Raw genomic sequence first — 17,969 nt, 5'->3', positions numbered from 1 at the left:
AGTTCTTCGCCATTTCGATGTGTAATGTCGGGATTATCACGAACACATCTGATTGATTATGCTACCTTGTGCCCATTGTTAGACGATAGGAATATACAGCTTGACCATACTCACTCTTCCGGAACGGCATCGGTTTTTAGAAATGCTTGCCTTGTGGCAAGGCTACGTTCGCAACAAAGATCTGGTCGATCAGTTTTCGATTACCCGCCAACAAGCCTATCAGGATATCCGAGCCTACCAAGAGCTATACCCTGAACGGTTAAAGAAGATGGCGTCTGGCCCTTATCAATTTAGCGAGCAATATCTCTTTGAAGCTCCAAAATACTCGCTGGAGCATTATTTGCAGTGGCTCAATACGGGGCAGTTTTACGCGCCTCAATCATCATTCAATGTTGTGCTGAGGGAGCAATGCTCCGTTCCACAGCGTTATGTTGCGCCACAGGTGATTGCCGCGCTAACGGCAGCGATTCGTCAACAAAAACGCCTTGAGCTTGGCTATGTGTCACTGTCCAATCCCGAATGGGAAGGGCGAATTTTCCATCCTCATACCTTTGTAAAAACCGGCTTGCGTTGGCATGTCCGGGGTTACTGTGAAAAATCGCAGGGCTATCGCGATTTGGTCTTAAGCCGCTGCCGTGGTGATGCTGAGTTGCTAGATGCTTCAGAGTACACCAAAGAGGATGACCTGGTTTGGAATACGCAGGTGGGTTTAATTTTCGCCCCTGATCCACGTTTAAATGACGAACAAAAAGGAGTCATCGCCCACGATTACCAAATGAAAAACGGACAACTGCTCATAACTACACGTGCTGCATTGGTAGATTATCTACTCAAAGAGATGCAAGTAAAAATACACTATCTCGAAGGTACACCAGAAGCCCAACAACTAATTTTGGTTAACCCACATGACGTCAAACCTTGGTTATTTGAACGTTAAAACTCAGCCAAGCCACATTCAGGTAAAGTCACTTTACCTGAATAAATGCTCAGGATTGAGCTTAGGAAACAGATGCATAAAGTAGATGCACAACCGTCAAGTATGGAGCAAGTCATGGACAACCTCTCACCCTCCGATCTTAAAGTCATCTTGCATTCAAAGCGCGCCAATATGTATTACTTGGAATATTGCCGCGTGATGCAAAAAGATGGCCGCGTGCTCTACTTGACCGAAGACAACAAAGAAAATCTTTACTTCAATATTCCGATAGCCAATACCACTGTGCTCATGCTTGGCAACGGTACCTCCATTACTCAAGCAGCCATGCGCATGCTCTCACAGGCTGGTGTATTGGTCGGGTTTTGTGGCGGCGGCGGTACGCCACTGCACTTGGCTTGCGAGGTGGAATGGTTCACGCCTCAGGGCGAATATCGCCCAACTGAATACTTACAAGGCTGGCTCTCATTCTGGTTTGATGATGAAAAACGCTTGACCGCCGCCAAACAATTTCAAAACGCAAGGATTGACTACTTACAGCGTGTTTGGCGATCAGACCGAGAATTAACCCATGAGAAATTTAATCTACAAGATGAAGTGATAAAGCAATCCCTTGATACCTTCCACCAACGTACCGATGCCGCTAGTAAACAATCTGAGCTGTTGCTTACCGAAGCACAACTCACCAAAGCCTTATACAAGTACGCCGCCAATAATACGGGCAAAGAAGGTTTTACGCGTCAGCATCAACCAGACAAAAAAAGGACTGACAAAGCCAATGACTTTCTTAATCACGGCAACTACTTAGCTTATGGGCTTGCGGCAAGCTGCCTGTGGGTTCTTGGCATTCCGCACGGCTTTGCCGTCATGCATGGCAAAACCCGCCGTGGTGCCTTGGTATTTGATGTCGCGGACTTAATCAAAGATGCCATCGTGCTGCCGTGGGCTTTTATTTGCGCCAAAGAGAACGCCAGCGAACAAGAGTTTCGCCAACAAATTCTGCAAGCCTTCATCGAACACAAAGCACTCGATTATATGTTCGACACAGTGAAATACATTGCACATCAAGACAAAGAGGAAGAAGAGTGCGAGGCACACAAATTATGATGGTCACCTTTGTGAGTCAATGCGAGAAAAACGCCCTCAAGAAAACCCGCCGAGTACTGGATGCCTTCGCCAACCGCATTGGTGATAACACTTGGCAAACCCTCATCACCGAAGAGGGGCTACTCACGGTGAGAAAAATGTTGCGCCAAACCGCAAGTCGCAGCACCGCTGTTAGTTGCCATTGGGTTCGCTCCCGTTCGCGCAGCCAGTTTTTGTGGGTGGTGGGTAACAAGAAGAAATTTAATGCAGAGGGATACGTACCAGTAAATAGTACAGAGAAAGACCTGTTGAACAGTGAATTTGAAAACGATTGGAAATATTTACCCCTGATTAAGGCGATAACCGGTATGGCCGCTTTGCTGCACGATTGGGGTAAAGCCTCTTTACTTTTTCAGGAAAAATTAAACCCAGAAATTAAAACCAATCATAAAGGTGACCCGCTACGTCATGAGTGGATATCTTGTCTGCTCTTTCAACAATGGGTTTCTAGTCAAACTCACGAATGTCTGGATGAGGTTTGGCTAAATGCATTGATTGATAAAGGCATTGATGAAACTTGCTTTAACACCAAGGTGTTACAAAAAGAGAAAGCACTTGCCGAATTACCGACTGCGGCGGCTTTGATCGCTTGGCTGATCGTTTCTCATCACCGCCTACCTTTACCCAAAGAGAAAGCTCTGTGTGATAAACAACGAGAAGTTGATAACTCGTCGTTGGCAGACTTACTAGCCAGAATTACCTCGGCATGGGGTTATGAAAATCGCTTTGATGATTACAATGTGTTGCTACCTAAATGCTTTGAGTTTCCGTTAGGGCTGCTCTCCAATTCCTCGATTTGGCTTGCTGAACTGCAACTGCGCGCAAAAGATCTATTACATCAACTGCCATTATTCGAACAGTCAATCAATGATGGTAGTTGGCGAGGGATTTTGCATCATGCGCGTTTGTGCTTGATGTTGGGCGATCACTATTACTCTTCACAACCCAATGATCATCAATGGAAAACATCGACAGATCTGTACGCTAACACCGATCCCGTTACCAAAGTACGTAAACAAAAGCTAGATGAGCACTTAGTTAATGTTGCTAAAGTCGCGGTGAACACAGTGAAGTTACTACCGTTTTTTGAAACCGAGCCGCTCAAAGCCATCGAGCTCAGCGAGCTTGCACCTAAGGCCAACACGCCTAAAGCATTCCGTTGGCAAGACAAAGCGGTACGCAAAATCAATGAATGGCGTGAACACACGAAAGACAAAAGCCAAGGCTATTTTGTGGTGAACATGGCCAGTACCGGTTGTGGAAAAACCATCGCTAACGCAAAAATCATGCAGGCGCTATCTGAAGAGGGTGAAAGTCTGCGTTTTATTCTGGCGCTTGGCCTTCGCACACTCACTTTGCAAACCGGCGAAGAATACAAAGAACGGCTCAAACTGCAAGAGAGCGATTTGGCGGTGCTGATTGGTTCCAAAGCGATTTCGGAGTTACATCAATCGGGCAAGAAAGTTGAAAAAGACGACATTGAACCTGAACAAGCGGATGCTGGTTCTGAGTCTTTGGAAAGTCTTCAAGATGAAAACAATGTTCTAGATTGGCAAGGTGTGCTACCTGAAGAAGAGCTCACGACCGTTTTAACCAAAGAAAAAGATCGAAAACTACTGTATGCCCCAGTACTGGTATGTACCATCGACCACATCATGGCTGCGACGGAAACTAAACGTGGCGGTCGTTACATATTGCCTTGCTTGCGTTTGATGTCATCCGACTTGGTGATTGATGAAATTGACGACTTCACAGGTGATGATCTGATTGCGATTGGCCGATTAGTGCATTTGGCAGGTATGTTGGGGCGTAAAGTAATGATTTCCTCTGCTACCATACCGCCGGATTTAGCCCTTGGTTTATACAATGCCTATCGTCAAGGATGGGCAGTATTTGCTGCTAGCCGTGATCGAGTCAACGGTATTAATTGTGTTTATGTCGATGAATTTAGTACCGATACGCAACTAGTGGGCAGCGATGAGCCTGACTTAGTTACCTATAAAGCATTCCAGCAACGTTTTGTTGCTAAACGCTCTGATAAACTGAAACAGCAAACCGCGAGACGAAAAGCCGATATCATTCCATGCATTAAACAGAATGAGCAACCGCTGGAGGAACAGTATTTCGAGATAGTCAAGCAAGCGGTTTTGGATAAACACCAACACCACAACACGTTAGAGCCAGAAAGCCAAACGAGGGTATCATTTGGCGTGGTTCGTGTTGCCAATATTCAACCTTGCGTCGAATTAACCCAATATCTACTCAGTTGTGATTGGCCAGCCGACACAGAAGTGCGCTGCATGGCCTATCACAGCCAGCAAGTAATGCTCTTGCGCCATGCGCAAGAGAAGCATTTGGATGAGGTGCTCAAACGTAAAGAGAAAATGGGTGAGTTGCCGAGTGCTTTTGCTCATCCAGTGATTCATGAACATCTAACGTTTTGCCAAGCGAAAAACCTAATTTTTATTCTGGTTGCGACCCCTGTTGAAGAAGTGGGGCGTGATCATGACTTTGACTGGACGGTGATTGAACCTTCATCTTTTCGTTCTATTATTCAAATGGCAGGCCGTGTTCGAAGGCATCGTGATGGCGAGGTTCTGGAACCCAATATTGGTTTGTTACAATACAACATTAAGGGCTTCCTTGGAGGAGAAGAGCGAGTATTTAATTATCCTGGCTATGAGACAGACCGATCGACTCAGCTTATCACACATGATTTATATGATCTGGTGGATGAAACGTCACTGCAGAATACAGTCAATGCCATTGTTCGTATTCAAAAGCAAGCCGTACTAAAACCACACAGCAACTTGGCAGATTTAGAGCACTTTGCCACCGCGAAAACCCTTGGTACCGATCAAATTGGCAAACCACAGCAAGCCAATATTAGCCGTCAGGATAGATACAACCGCAAACGCCGTGCAAGCTCGCCGCAGTCATTTTGGCATGATCATCTGCACGGTCATATACACGGTTACTGGTGGCTTACAGCACTGCCGCAACACTTCAAGCGCTTTCGTAAAAGTGAACCCACAGTACAAATCTACTTAGTTAAAAAAGATCGCAGCATTGAGTTTTGTTTGCGTGAAGAGCAGGGCGCTTTACATCCGATAGAACGTACCTTGAATATTGAGCATCTGCCGCTGTCACTAAAGCAACAACAAAAGCTTTGGTTACAGCGTGATTACAGTGAACTAGTTCGTTTATACAGTCCAAGCCCTGATCAGGAGTTTGCCACTTCAGTGCGCTATGGCGAAATCAGTTTTATCTATCGTGAAGGTAACCAGAAATACAGTTACAACGACCAACTCGGGTTGGTTAAGGTCAAATAATGGAAAAAGAAAAGTGTGAAGTAAAAAAAAATCTAGACAGATTAATAAAAAATAGACCTAGTCTAGCATTTAAAAAAAAAGACAAGAACGGTAAAGCAAAACCTGACTATTTTAAAGTCTTAGATTGGGTGTTAAGACATAGCTCACAGAGTTATTTGCCCAAGTTAATTTCTGAGTGTGATGCCTGTCTATTGATGATTAGTTCAATTAATGAAGGAGCAACAACATATAAATTTGAGAATACTTTTAAATTCATGTGTGAAATTTGTCATCCCAAACTGGATGAACTGTGGAGTTTGCTTGATATTTCTATTGAGGAAGCAGCAGTTTTAATTGAACTTTCAAAAAGTTTTTGTGCTGAAAAATTAGAAGCATACTTCTTTTTTAAAGATGGGATGGCGCATGATGAAATTGTCAATTTTGAAGGTGAAGCTGTAGCAGGATTAATCGAAAAAGTTGCACAAGGCAGTAAGCATGGCACTGTGGTTAGTCACCCTTCTAAAATGAGTCATCCTGCTTGTAAGTATCCGCGTGTGTATTCTACGGATTTTAAAAACTCTCAAGATGGTTATCTTCGAAGTGGTAATGCAGAGACGATGTTTGATCTGCACATCAATGCTACCCAATTAAAGGTTTACAAGTTCCTTTCTTTGAAAATAAACGGAATTTATATTTTTGAACACTTAAGGGAGTCTAATGTTACATTACTTTCCGAAACTTTCAGGTTGACAGAGTTATTCTTTGAAAGCATTGTAAATATGTTTGCTGAGTGCATTTATTCGCAATCTTTTGACACTGATAGGTTTGTAAAGCAAGTTTACTTTCCTATTGGTTTTGAGCAATATCATCAACTTTCTCTATTAATTCCAGCTGGTTTGGTCTTCAATATGAAATCCAAAATTGATTGGATTACCAGTCGTTCACCTGAGGCGTATACTGGGAAGAACGCAAGAAAGAATAATGATTATCATGAACTGGGTTACAAAACGATCTCGGATCTTACTGTAACAAAGCATGGCGGTGATCACCCCAAGAATATTTCTGGCTTAAACAATAAACACCAAACTTACTATTTATTATCTTCCAAACCACCGGAGTTAACACCACGCGATATCCGTCTGCCGAAAAAGGATTTTTTCAAAGAGAGTTTTACCGCTTGGCAAGCCAGAGATGTGCTTGAAGCGCTACATCGACTCTTTCTCACCGACCACAACAACATCAATATCCGTGATGGCCGCGACTACCGCATTCAGCAATACGTTGATCTGGTAATTGAAAAAATGTGGCAAGTACGCTCGTTTCTTGAAGTGTATTCCGGTGAATTATCGAGTTCATTGCCATCGGAGCAAAGAATTTGGCTCTATCCTGAATTTTCAGAGCAGCGTCACCAAGAGGATGAATGGCTCGATAAACTCACTCGCCACATTACCCGTGGCTTAATCAATCACTACGGCCGCAGTAAAGTGATCGCCAATCCCGTCATATTGGCTGACCAAGAGCTGCTGGCGATTGAGAATGTGGTGGCCAGCAATAAGGAGAACTTGCGATGAATGTATTGATTTTACCGCATCTAAAAATTCACAACGCCAATGCACTTTCAAGTCCCTTTACTATTGGCTTTCCAGCCATGACGGCATGGTTAGGCTTTGTGCATGCCTTAGAGCGCAAACTGAACCAAGCAGGGTTATCCGATCTTATGCTGCAAAGTGCAGCGGTAGTGAGCCACCGTTGTGATGTACAGACTCATAAAGGCGAAGGTGACTTTGTTCATTCCATTATCGGTACTGGCAATCCACTTGATAAGAGTGGTTCACGCTCGGCATTTATCGAGGAAGCTCGCTGTCATTTAGATGTATCCCTTGTCATTGAGTGGAGTGGTAATGAGGAGCAAGTTCAGCAGTCAGACTTTATCCAGCAGTTGCAAGCAGTGATCGCGACGATGAAAGTGGCAGGAGGCGATGTTATCACTATGCAGAGCCCATGTAATCAATCCATTGATATTGAAAGTGAGCAAGAAACCCGAAGGCTACTTAATCAATTAATGCCAGGTTATGTGCTGATTGAACGCCGCGATTTAATGATTGAAGCCATGCAGCAAGGCGATGACGCATTAGATGCGCTGCTTGGTTATCTCACCGTACACCACCATTGTGAACAGCTTGAAGATCAAAGCGTTGTTTGGCATAGCCAGCGCAAGAAGAGTGGTTGGATTGTGCCGATTGCCACTGGATTTCAGGGTATTTCTCCATTAGGAGAGGCAAAAAATCAGCGCGATCCATCAGTGCCGCATCGCTTTGCCGAAAGTGTGGTTACACTGGGTGAATTTGTCATGGCGCACAAAATCAAACATCTTGATGACGTGCTGTGGCAATACTCCCCTGATTTAGAGAACGATCTTTACCTTTGTCAGCCAGTTAACACTATCAACGAAGATGAATAAGGAATCACATCATGGCTAAAAAAAACGACACCGCTTCAGTATTAGCATTTGAGAAAAAATTAGTACCATCAGACGGTTACCTCTTTGGATGTCAGTGGGAGTCCAAAGAGCAAGCAACCCCATTAACCCTGCAAGAGAAATCAGTGCGTGGCACTATCTCCAACCGTTTAAAATCCGCAGTACAAAATGATCCCGCTAAGCTTAATGCGGAAGTTGAAAAGGCAAACTTACAGCGAGTGGATGCCTGTGCGTTGGGGCAGGAACACGATACTTTGAAGCTACATTTTACACTCAAAGTATTAGGGGGGCTTGCCCAACCTTCTGCGTGTAATAATGCTCTATTCAAACAGAGCTACAGCACTGCTGTTTCAAAGTACATTACCCAATATGGCTGTTTTGAATTGGCGAAACGCTATACCACCAACCTTGCCAATGCCCGTTTCTTATGGCGCAACCGAGTTGGCGCAGAAGAGATTGAAGTGAAAGTCAAGGCATTGAATAAAGGGGCTGAGCAGGAGTGGACTTTTAATGCCAAACAATTCAGTACTCGGCACTTTGAGCATAACGATCCACAGATCAATAGTTTGGCCGACAGAGTTGCTAAGGCACTGGCCAGCGAAACGGACCATTTGATACTGCAAATTGATTGCTACACGAAGGTGGGTAAAGCCCAAGAAGTTTACCCAAGTGAAGAGTTAGTGCTCGATAAGGGCAACAGCAAAACTAAGAAAAGTAAAATCCTGTATGCGGTTAATGAGCATGCTGCGATGCATTCACAAAAAATTGGTAACGCACTGCGTTCCATTGATACTTGGTACCCAGATTACGCATCTGAGGAGCAAAGTGCGGGAGCCATTGCGATTGAACCCTATGGCGCTGTCACCAATTTAGGAAAGGCGTTCCGCACCCCGAAAGATAAGCAAGATTTTTACACTTTCTTTGATAAATGGGCGCGTGGTGAAAGTTTGCCCCGTGAAGAAGATGAGCATTACGTCATGGCAGTATTGGTGCGTGGTGGTGTATTTGGCGAAAGTGACAAATAGGTGGCAGTGATGAACTACTACCAAGAGATCACTTTATTGCCAGACGCCGACATTGTCTTGGGCTTTCTTTGGCAAAACGTCTTTCAACAAGTGCACATTGCTTTGGTGGAGCACAAAGTGGCGAGCAACCAATCTCTGGTTGCGGTCGGTTTTCCTGATTATCGTCAAGTAAAGTTTCCGCTTGGCAGTAAGTTGCGTCTCTTTGCAAAAGAGCAAGCGACATTGGAAAAGTTGGATATCCACCGCTGGCTAATTCGGTTAGAAGACTATGTACACATCAAAGGGATCAAACCTGTACCAAACGATGTAACTTACGTAAGCTTTGTACGCAAGCAGGTGAAATCTCCTGAACGAATAGAGCGGGATATGCAGAAAAAAGCCGAACTCTGGGCAGCAAAATCCGGTAAACCGCTGGTGGAATGTTTAGCTGATTTACAACAAAGCAGGCCGACAGCATTGTGTTCTTTGCCGTTTGTTTACTTGCATAGCCAGCAAACCAAGCAACGTTCACCAGAAAAAAACAGCAAGTTTCCGCTGTTTATTGAGATGAAGCAGCAAAGTACACCACAAGATGGGAGCTTCGATTGCTATGGTTTGAGTAGCAAAGCGAATGGACAATCAGAATTGGCTACCGTACCGCACTTTTAAATGGAACGAAAAAGGGTAGTTTTTACCCTTTGTTTTTTCTCTTTCAAAATGCGCTTTAAATACAAATGGTTGCAATAGGTGGTTTTTAACAAGGTAAAATGATGATTTTTATCCTAACAGCCTGTTGCAGCTTATTTTTATCGGTTTATTATATGGTTCACTGCCGTATAGGCAGCTTAGAAATTCAACTGCCCACGCTCGCTTAACCTGGCTAAGTTCACTGCCGTATAGGCAGCTTAGAAAGTACCGGAAGATGCCAAGACACTACTTGACGAGTTCACTGCCGTATAGGCAGCTTAGAAAGGTAATGGTTTTGCGTAAGTGTTACACCAAAAGTTCACTGCCGTATAGGCAGCTTAGAAATTTATCGTTAGCGCACTAACCTTGTCATTAAGGTTCACTGCCGTATAGGCAGCTTAGAAATTAGATTGGTCTACGCTGAGTTTTAGCATTATGTTCACTGCCGTATAGGCAGCTTAGAAATTCATCGTACATCATGATCCAATCACCCCAAGGTTCACTGCCGTATAGGCAGCTTAGAAAGTGTCGTTTAGGTCGCTAATTGATTTGTTCATGTTCACTGCTGTATAGGCAGCTTAGAAATGCCAAAGAGTACACCGCAGTCGCTCAGGTGGGTTCACTGCCGTATAGGCAGCTTAGAAACCTTAGCTGGGGCTTTTTGTTTTTTAGGGTAAGTTCACTGCCGTATAGGCAGCTTAGAAAATAAACTCCCAAGGTGCTCGCTGGTCTTCGTCGTTCACTGCCGTATAGGCAGCTTAGAAAAGACAGGACAACTTTAGACGCAAACAGCGCAAGTTCACTGCCGTATAGGCAGCTTAGAAATTATCTACCGCAGAGACGCTGACAGCGTGTTTGTTCACTGCCGTATAGGCAGCTTAGAAATGTGGTGCTTGGCCATCAGCTGGCGCGGTTTCGTTCACTGCCGTATAGGCAGCTTAGAAAATAAAACCCCGCGGAGGGATAAGGCAAGCAAGGTTCACTGCCGTATAGGCAGCTTAGAAAGTGAAAGCGTGGGGTTAGATGCTAAAGAAGTGGTTCACTGCCGTATAGGCAGCTTAGAAATGGTTGCGTGGTGACATTCGTCCTGTATCCAAGTTCACTGCCGTATAGGCAGCTTAGAAATGCCAAAGAGTACACCGCAGTCGCTCAGGTGGGTTCACTGCCGTGCAGCTTAGAAAAGTCGTCCGTCATGTATGAATAGTCGCCATTGGTTCACTGCCGTATAGGCAGCTTAGAAAGTCACACCGCTATACCAGGCTGACACCGTCACGTTCACTGCCGTATAGGCAGCTTAGAAATTATAGCGACCGACGCTTTCATTTGTTTGGAGGTTCACTGCCGTATAGGTAGCTTAGAAATTAACCATTCCACGCCATCTTCAACCGACCCTGTTTACTTTAGTATTCAGAACGGATTGTTTCTGACAAATGAGCGTGTTCTGATTTAGTGATGACAGAAACAAAAACGCCACGAGCAAAGCTGGTGGCGTTGATATCAAATCCAATCATAGTAATAGAGCATTTTAGATGCTCCCGTATCCCAAGCCGTACCCAGGACGATTTTTGCTACAACCAAAAAACCTTTAAACTCTTATTTAATACGCTCTAGCAGCACGCCCGCTTCCATGTGGTGGGTGAAAGGGAACTGATCAAAGAGCGCAAACTTAGTGATACGGTGCGTTTGCGATAGTACTTCCAGGTTGTCTTTTAACGTCTCAGGGTTGCAAGAGATGTACATAATACGCTGATAGCCTTGCACCATTTTACAGGTATCGATATCCATACCCGCGCGAGGTGGATCAACGAAAATAGTATTGCAGTCATAGTCACTCAGCTCCACGCCCGCTTGCTTAAGACGGCGAAACTCTCGTTTGCCTTCCATGGCTTCGGTGAACTCTTCAGCCGACATGCGAATAATCTGCACATTGTCGATATTATTGGCGGCGATATTGTACTGCGCTGAATCGACGGAAGGCTTTGCCAGTTCCGTGGCTAAAACGCGGTTAAAGTTTTGAGCGAGCGCCAGTGAAAAGTTGCCATTGCCGCAGTACAGCTCTAATAAATCACCTTGGCTGTTACGCGTGCAGTCTACCGCCCACTCCAGCATTTTCTCTGCCACTTTGCCATTGGGTTGAGTAAAGCTGTTTTCCACTTGTTGGTAAATATAGTCTTGACCGTGAACATTTAGTGTTTCGATAACATAGTCGCGATCCAACACCACTTTCATTTTTCGTGCCCGGCCAATCAGGTTAAGCGCAAAGCCTTTTTCGACCAAACGCTGCTTAAGTAATTTGGCTTGTGCTTGCCACTCATCACTCAATGGCTTGTGATACAGTAAAGACACCAGAACTTCGCCACTGAGGGTCGATAAAAAGTCGACTTGAAACAATTTATGGCGGAGCAGATCATGGCTTTTTAGCTCGTCAATCAAGGTCGGCATTAATTGGTTGATCAGTTGACTGGCCACTGGGAATTGATCAACGCGATATTTCTCTTTGGTCTCTTGATTAAACATCACATAGTAGAGATCATCGCCTTCATGCCAAACTCGAAACTCGGCACGCATACGGTAATACTGCGCAGGTGAGGGGAAGACTTCTAATTCTGGCGCTTCAAAGGGTGCGAATAGGTCGGTGAGACGCTGCACTTTTTCGTCCAGTTGTTGTTGATAGTCTTGCGGATTGACATCGAGGCTTGCCATGATCAAATACCTTTTGCAGTGAATAAACGCTAAAGAGCGCAGATTTTAGTCAATACTCATCAGATGTCCAGCGTTGTGAAAGAAATGCGGGCGGTTTGTTTACGGATAAAGCATCTGATTATTTACTAGACAAGTGGTTGCGCTTAACTCTATCATAGAATAGTCATCCTTTTTGGATGTATAGACGGCTAAAACGGGGGAATCCGGTGACAATCCGGAACTGACGCGCAACGGTGTTTTACTTTTCTGCTTACTGTCAGCAAATGTCGCTGAACATGAGCAAATTGTAATCAGTCCGATTACCCAAACCATGACAATAACAACACAGTTTGAGTGTTCACGCTTTACCCATCAAGCTGTGCACTACGCGACTTAGGATAGCAGACATGAAAAAAACCGCTCTAGCGTTGGCAATGGCCTCGTTATTTCCCTCAATCAATGCATTAGCTGATGATGATCAAGATAACGTCATCGTCACCGCCACCCGCTTTGAAAGCAAGTTAAACGAATCATTAGCCCCGGTCGAAGTGATTACGCACAAGCAAATCGAAGATCTGCAAGCGCAGTCTTTGAGTGAAGTGCTGCGCCGCTTACCGGGGATTCAAGTGAGTAATCAAGGTGGCTCCGGTCAAAATATCAGTCTGTTTGTTCGTGGCCGAGCAACCAAAAATGTACTGGTATTGATTAACGGTGTGCGTATTGGCAGTGCGACAACAGGGGCGGCAAACTTGGCGGCGATTCCTCTGCATGGCGTGTCACGTATTGAAGTGTTGCGCGGTCCGCGTGCTGCCGTCTATGGGTCGGATGCGGTCAGTGGCGTGGTGAACATCATTACCGAGCAAGGTAAAAATGGCGAAACCAATGTTACCGCAGGGCTGGGTAGCTATAATCATAAACGCTTGAGTGGCAGTGTGGCTCTGGCGAGCGATGAGCAATGGCTTAATATGGCGGCCACTTACCAATCTGAGGATGGGTACAATGTCGTTCCTGATAGCACTACTGACACAGACAGTGATGATGATGGTTATATTAGTAAATATTTCCTCACTGATTTCGGAAAAAAGCTAAACGATAATTGGTTATTAAAAGTTAATGGCTATTACCAAAAGCAATACACGGAATACGATGGTTTTGGTTTTGCCGATAAGTCAGATAGCGACCTCTACAATCTCGCGGTCATTACCCAGTACCAATATGAGCGTTGGCAAAGCCATTTTTCATTATCGACTAACCAAGATAAATTAGATAGTTACGGAAATAATAACTCTAGTCTCTTCCAAACCAATCGCTACACGGCTGCTTGGGAGAACCAATATCAGATTTCAGAGCCTTTGGCGTTTGTCGGGGGCATTGAATGGTATCGAGATGATGTTAAGAGCAGTACTGAATATGTACAAGAACATCGTGATAATGGATCCGTTTATATTGGCAGTTATTTAAACCCAGGTGATTTTTCTTTAGACAGTAACTTCCGTTTCGATCACAACAGTGCTTACGGTTCTTTTGGTACTTATCAATTTGCCGCTGGCTATTTTATCACTAATGATATTCGTTTAATTGCTTCATATGGCACCTCATTCAAAGCGCCTACCTACAACGATTTGTATTATCCACTTAGTTTTGGTTACCAAGGAAATCCTGACCTTGACCCAGAAAAAAATAAGACGGCTGAAATTGCGATAGAAGGTCAGTTTGATTTGGCGACGGTTCGCCTTAGTACCTATAGAAACGATGTCGAAGACATGATTGCCACATTATCTGACTTCTCAACCGTTGAAAATGTTGATGAAGCCGTAATTAAAGGCGTTGAGTTATCATCGAGTTTTGATACAGGACCACTTTCTCACCAAGTCTCTTATGATTATCTTGATACAGAAAATAAATCCACCGGTGAAGAATTAGCTCGCCGCGCACGTCACAGTGCCAAATGGAATACGGCTTATAACATTAAACAATGGCATTTTGATGTTAGTTATTTGTATCAAGGGACTCGACAAGACAGCGAATATAATGATGTTGTTCTTTCTCCATACTCACTGGTCGATTTTGCCATGAGTTATTCATTTAATAACGGTGTCAAACTCGGTGGTAAAGTCGGTAACGTTTTTGATGAAGATTATGAAACGGCCAGCGGATACGCTACCCCTGAGCGTAACTACTACGGCAGCATCAGCTATACCTTCTAAGTTCTAAAGTAAAACCCGTATTACCTTCGGCCTTTGTGATTCACAAAGGCCTTTTTGTCTTGGTTGAAGCGCCCACAAGCCAGATTGATAATTCGCAGGGGAAGCGTATGATCGCTTTTATCTTCAATATTGATACAGAATGGTAAATGAATAAAACCCCTTCTTTACTGGTGTTCGACTCTGGTATGGGTGGCTTGTCTATTTTGGCCGCCGTCAAAGCAAGATGCCCGTACCTTGATTTCCACTACCTCTTTGATAATGCCGGTTACCCATACGGTGAACTGCCTGCTGAGGTTTTGATTGAACGAGTTGACTCTTTGATCGCTCAGTATGTCAACGCCCATCAGATTGACTTGGTGATCATTGCCTGTAACACAGCGAGTACCATTGTCTTGCCTCGCCTAAGAGCGAACTTAACGATACCCGTCATTGGGGTGGTTCCTGCAATTAAGCCAGCAGGGCAAAGGGCAAAAAAAGCAATAGGGTTGATCGCGACGCCGGCAACGGTAAAGCGAGCGTACACAAAAGACTTAATACAGCGCTTTGCCAATCAGGTACCGGTGTACAGTTTGGGCAGTACAGAGCTGGTGATGATGGCAGAAAAGAAGCTGCGTGGGGTGAAGGTCGACCTTGAAAGCCTCGCGGTTATTTTGGCGCCGATATACCCGCGTATTGATGTGGCGGTGCTCGGTTGTACACACTTTCCGCTATTAAAGCAGGAAATCGCACAAGTCATGCCTGGGGTTGAGTTGATTGATTCTGGTGAGGCAATCGCCAAGCGAGTTGAAGCAGTATTAGGCCAAGCTCACTTAGAGAGAGTCGAAGAGAAAAAAGCTTACCCCATATACAGCAGTGCGCCTCCTTGGCAAGAAGACGCACTGAATGGTCAATTGGATAGTTTGGGCTTTCAGCCTATTCGCTGTCTGCACTATCCTCGTGTTTAGGATCATTGGCAACACGCACTTTTAAAGTCCGTTGCATATAGCTTGCTTCATTGAGCGCGGAAATCGCACCGTCGGCATCGGTGGCCGTCATGACGACAAAGCCAAAACCTCGGCGTTTACCGGTGCGTTTGTCTTTCATTAATCGAACGGCAAACACCTCGCCGTACTCTGCAAATAAATCACGTACATTTGATTCGTTTGCTTTATAAGGAAGATTACCCACGTACAGCGTTTTCGTTACGGTACTGGTTTCTTCCTCGGGAGCCGTACGCAAACCACGAACACCAACAATTAAAAGAACAGCCGCAACAACGCCTGCGATAAAACTGACTGCTGGGTGGATCGCATGCTCAAGATAAGAAAGAACAATGCATCCGATCACAAGAAGCAGTGTGAATGAAAAAATCAATTTTTTAGACATATATAAGCTTAAAAATTAAAGATTGAATGGAAGTAAAAGTTACGTCTATAGAGATAGACTGGGTAAATGGTACGTTTCTGAGCGCACTTTTACCATTCGATTGATGTGATATGACTCAAAAGCGTTGAAAAAAAGTGCAAAATAACGCGTTTTGCGCAAAAACTACGCAGATGATTCAAAAAAGTGAAATAAAGGTTGCGCTTAGTTTAAAGCTCCCTATAATGCCGCATCACCGACACGGAGAACGAGACGCAAGTCACAACGAAATGTCGATTTTAAGTTGAAAGCAAAAAAGTTCTTGACTTAATAAAATTAAAGCGTAATATGCGCGTCCTGCTTCGGGCTAAGGCCAAAAAGAAGCAAAGCTCTTTAACAATTTAAACACTATCAATCTGTGTGGGCACTCGTTGATGATAATCAATAGATTCTTAGGAATCACATTGGTTTCAATGAACTGAGTGACCAAACGAGTCGAAAGACTTGGCACAGTCAATTCACAGTCCTTATTCGACAACGAATAAAGAATGTAATCAGTATTCATTGAGCCGCTCGAAAGAGCACAAAAACTTTAATTGAAGAGTTTGATCATGGCTCAGATTGAACGCTGGCGGCAGGCCTAACACATGCAAGTCGAGCGGAAACGAGTTATCTGAACCTTCGGGGAACGATAACGGCGTCGAGCGGCGGACGGGTGAGTAATGCCTGGGAAATTGCCCTGGTGTGGGGGATAACCATTGGAAACGATGGCTAATACCGCATAATCTCTTCGGAGTAAAGAGGGGGACCTTCGGGCCTCTCGCGTCAGGATATGCCCAGGTGGGATTAGCTAGTTGGTGAGGTAATGGCTCACCAAGGCGACGATCCCTAGCTGGTCTGAGAGGATGATCAGCCACACTGGAACTGAGACACGGTCCAGACTCCTACGGGAGGCAGCAGTGGGGAATATTGCACAATGGGCGCAAGCCTGATGCAGCCATGCCGCGTGTATGAAGAAGGCCTTCGGGTTGTAAAGTACTTTCAGCAGTGAGGAAGGGGATTAGGTTAATAGCCTAGTTCTTTGACGTTAGCTGCAGAAGAAGCACCGGCTAACTCCGTGCCAGCAGCCGCGGTAATACGGAGGGTGCGAGCGTTAATCGGAATTACTGGGCGTAAAGCGCATGCAGGTGGTTTGTTAAGTCAGATGTGAAAGCCCGGGGCTCAACCTCGGAATAGCATTTGAAACTGGCAGGCTAGAGTACTGTAGAGGGGGGTAGAATTTCAGGTGTAGCGGTGAAATGCGTAGAGATCTGAAGGAATACCGGTGGCGAAGGCGGCCCCCTGGACAGATACTGACACTCAGATGCGAAAGCGTGGGGAGCAAACAGGATTAGATACCCTGGTAGTCCACGCTGTAAACGATGTCTACTTGGAGGTTGTGGCCTTGAGCCGTGGCTTTCGGAGCTAACGCGTTAAGTAGACCGCCTGGGGAGTACGGTCGCAAGATTAAAACTCAAATGAATTGACGGGGGCCCGCACAAGCGGTGGAGCATGTGGTTTAATTCGATGCAACGCGAAGAACCTTACCTACTCTTGACATCCATAGAACTTAGCAGAGATGCTTTGGTGCCTTCGGGAACTATGAGACAGGTGCTGCATGGCTGTCGTCAGCTCGTGTTGTGAAATGTTGGGTTAAGTCCCGCAACGAGCGCAACCCTTATCCTTGTTTGCCAGCACTTCGGGTGGGAACTCCAGGGAGACTGCCGGTGATAAACCGGAGGAAGGTGGGGACGACGTCAAGTCATCATGGCCCTTACGAGTAGGGCTACACACGTGCTACAATGGCGCATACAGAGGGTTGCCAACTTGCGAAAGTGAGCGAATCCCAAAAAGTGCGTCGTAGTCCGGATTGGAGTCTGCAACTCGACTCCATGAAGTCGGAATCGCTAGTAATCGTGGATCAGAATGCCACGGTGAATACGTTCCCGGGCCTTGTACACACCGCCCGTCACACCATGGGAGTGGGCTGCAAAAGAAGTGGGTAGTTTAACCTTCGGGGGGACGCTCACCACTTTGTGGTTCATGACTGGGGTGAAGTCGTAACAAGGTAGCCCTAGGGGAACCTGGGGCTGGATCACCTCCTTATACGAAAGATTGTCTTTGATGTGTGTCCACACA

At 45.2% G+C, this 17,969-nt stretch carries 11 protein-coding genes, 1 rRNA gene, 1 CRISPR repeat array and 1 riboswitch; of the genes, 10 read left to right on the top strand and 2 right to left on the bottom strand.

Annotated features, from left to right (window positions below; translation table 11 throughout):
* Positions 1-100: 100 nt before the first annotated feature.
* The 7 genes from AB0763_RS12580 to cas6f all read left to right on the top strand — a co-directional run bounded on the left by AB0763_RS12580 (position 101) and on the right by cas6f (position 9,543).
* The gene (locus AB0763_RS12580) at positions 101-937 is read left to right on the top strand and encodes a WYL domain-containing protein (protein WP_306102342.1); all 837 of its coding nucleotides are present in this window, start codon (positions 101-103) and stop codon (positions 935-937) included.
* Between the two features lie 114 nt (positions 938-1,051).
* Positions 1,052-2,041 (top strand): type I-F CRISPR-associated endonuclease Cas1f, encoded by a 990-nt coding sequence (gene cas1f, locus AB0763_RS12575; protein WP_306102355.1) that lies wholly within the window; start codon positions 1,052-1,054, stop codon positions 2,039-2,041.
* Positions 2,038-5,412 (top strand): type I-F CRISPR-associated helicase Cas3f, encoded by a 3,375-nt coding sequence (cas3f, locus tag AB0763_RS12570; RefSeq protein WP_306102343.1) that lies wholly within the window; start codon positions 2,038-2,040, stop codon positions 5,410-5,412. The genes cas1f and cas3f overlap by 4 nt, the downstream gene beginning before the upstream one ends.
* Positions 5,412-6,962: a type I-F CRISPR-associated protein Csy1 gene (locus tag AB0763_RS12565; RefSeq protein WP_306102344.1), complete on the top strand. Its 1,551-nt coding sequence runs from the start codon at positions 5,412-5,414 to the stop codon at positions 6,960-6,962. Before cas3f ends, AB0763_RS12565 begins: the two co-directional genes overlap by 1 nt.
* Complete coding sequence (gene csy2 / locus AB0763_RS12560) at positions 6,959-7,852, top strand: type I-F CRISPR-associated protein Csy2 (RefSeq protein ID WP_306102345.1); 894 nt, start codon at positions 6,959-6,961, stop codon at positions 7,850-7,852. The genes AB0763_RS12565 and csy2 overlap by 4 nt, the downstream gene beginning before the upstream one ends.
* 11 nt (positions 7,853-7,863) lie before the next feature.
* Positions 7,864-8,895, top strand: a complete 1,032-nt coding sequence (csy3, locus tag AB0763_RS12555) for a type I-F CRISPR-associated protein Csy3 (RefSeq protein ID WP_306102346.1) — start codon at positions 7,864-7,866, stop codon at positions 8,893-8,895.
* 9 nt (positions 8,896-8,904) lie between these two features.
* Positions 8,905-9,543: a type I-F CRISPR-associated endoribonuclease Cas6/Csy4 gene (gene cas6f / locus AB0763_RS12550; RefSeq protein ID WP_306102347.1), complete on the top strand. Its 639-nt coding sequence runs from the start codon at positions 8,905-8,907 to the stop codon at positions 9,541-9,543.
* A 155-nt stretch (positions 9,544-9,698) separates the two neighbouring features.
* Positions 9,699-10,922: direct repeats of the CRISPR family, unit length 28 nt; unit sequence GTTCACTGCCGTATAGGCAGCTTAGAAA.
* A gap of 232 nt (positions 10,923-11,154) precedes the next feature.
* Here cas6f and trmA read toward each other — a convergent pair.
* Positions 11,155-12,264, bottom strand: coding sequence for a tRNA (uridine(54)-C5)-methyltransferase TrmA (gene trmA / locus AB0763_RS12545; protein WP_306102348.1), 1,110 nt, complete (start codon positions 12,262-12,264; stop codon positions 11,155-11,157).
* A gap of 151 nt (positions 12,265-12,415) precedes the next feature.
* Positions 12,416-12,590: riboswitch (cobalamin riboswitch) on the top strand.
* A gap of 60 nt (positions 12,591-12,650) precedes the next feature.
* Here trmA and AB0763_RS12540 point away from each other — a divergent pair.
* Positions 12,651-14,450 carry a TonB-dependent receptor gene (locus AB0763_RS12540; RefSeq protein ID WP_306102349.1) on the top strand — a complete coding sequence of 600 codons (1,800 nt, stop codon included), beginning with the start codon at positions 12,651-12,653 and terminating at the stop codon, positions 14,448-14,450.
* Positions 14,451-14,596: 146 nt separating this feature from the next.
* Positions 14,597-15,394, top strand: a complete 798-nt coding sequence (murI, locus tag AB0763_RS12535; protein WP_306102350.1) for a glutamate racemase — start codon at positions 14,597-14,599, stop codon at positions 15,392-15,394.
* Here murI and AB0763_RS12530 read toward each other — a convergent pair.
* Positions 15,363-15,815 carry an RNA-binding protein gene (locus tag AB0763_RS12530; RefSeq protein ID WP_306102351.1) on the bottom strand — a complete coding sequence of 151 codons (453 nt, stop codon included), beginning with the start codon at positions 15,813-15,815 and terminating at the stop codon, positions 15,363-15,365. The genes murI and AB0763_RS12530 overlap by 32 nt on opposite strands.
* A gap of 569 nt (positions 15,816-16,384) precedes the next feature.
* Between AB0763_RS12530 and AB0763_RS12525 the strand changes: the two genes are divergently transcribed.
* Positions 16,385-17,936: ribosomal RNA gene (locus AB0763_RS12525) — 16S ribosomal RNA — on the top strand.
* Positions 17,937-17,969 lie beyond the last annotated feature (33 nt).

The sequence above is a fragment of the Vibrio sp. HB236076 genome, from assembly GCF_040957575.1.
GTDB lineage: Bacteria > Pseudomonadota > Gammaproteobacteria > Enterobacterales > Vibrionaceae > Vibrio.
This window is presented reverse-complemented; position numbering and strand designations above follow the sequence as displayed.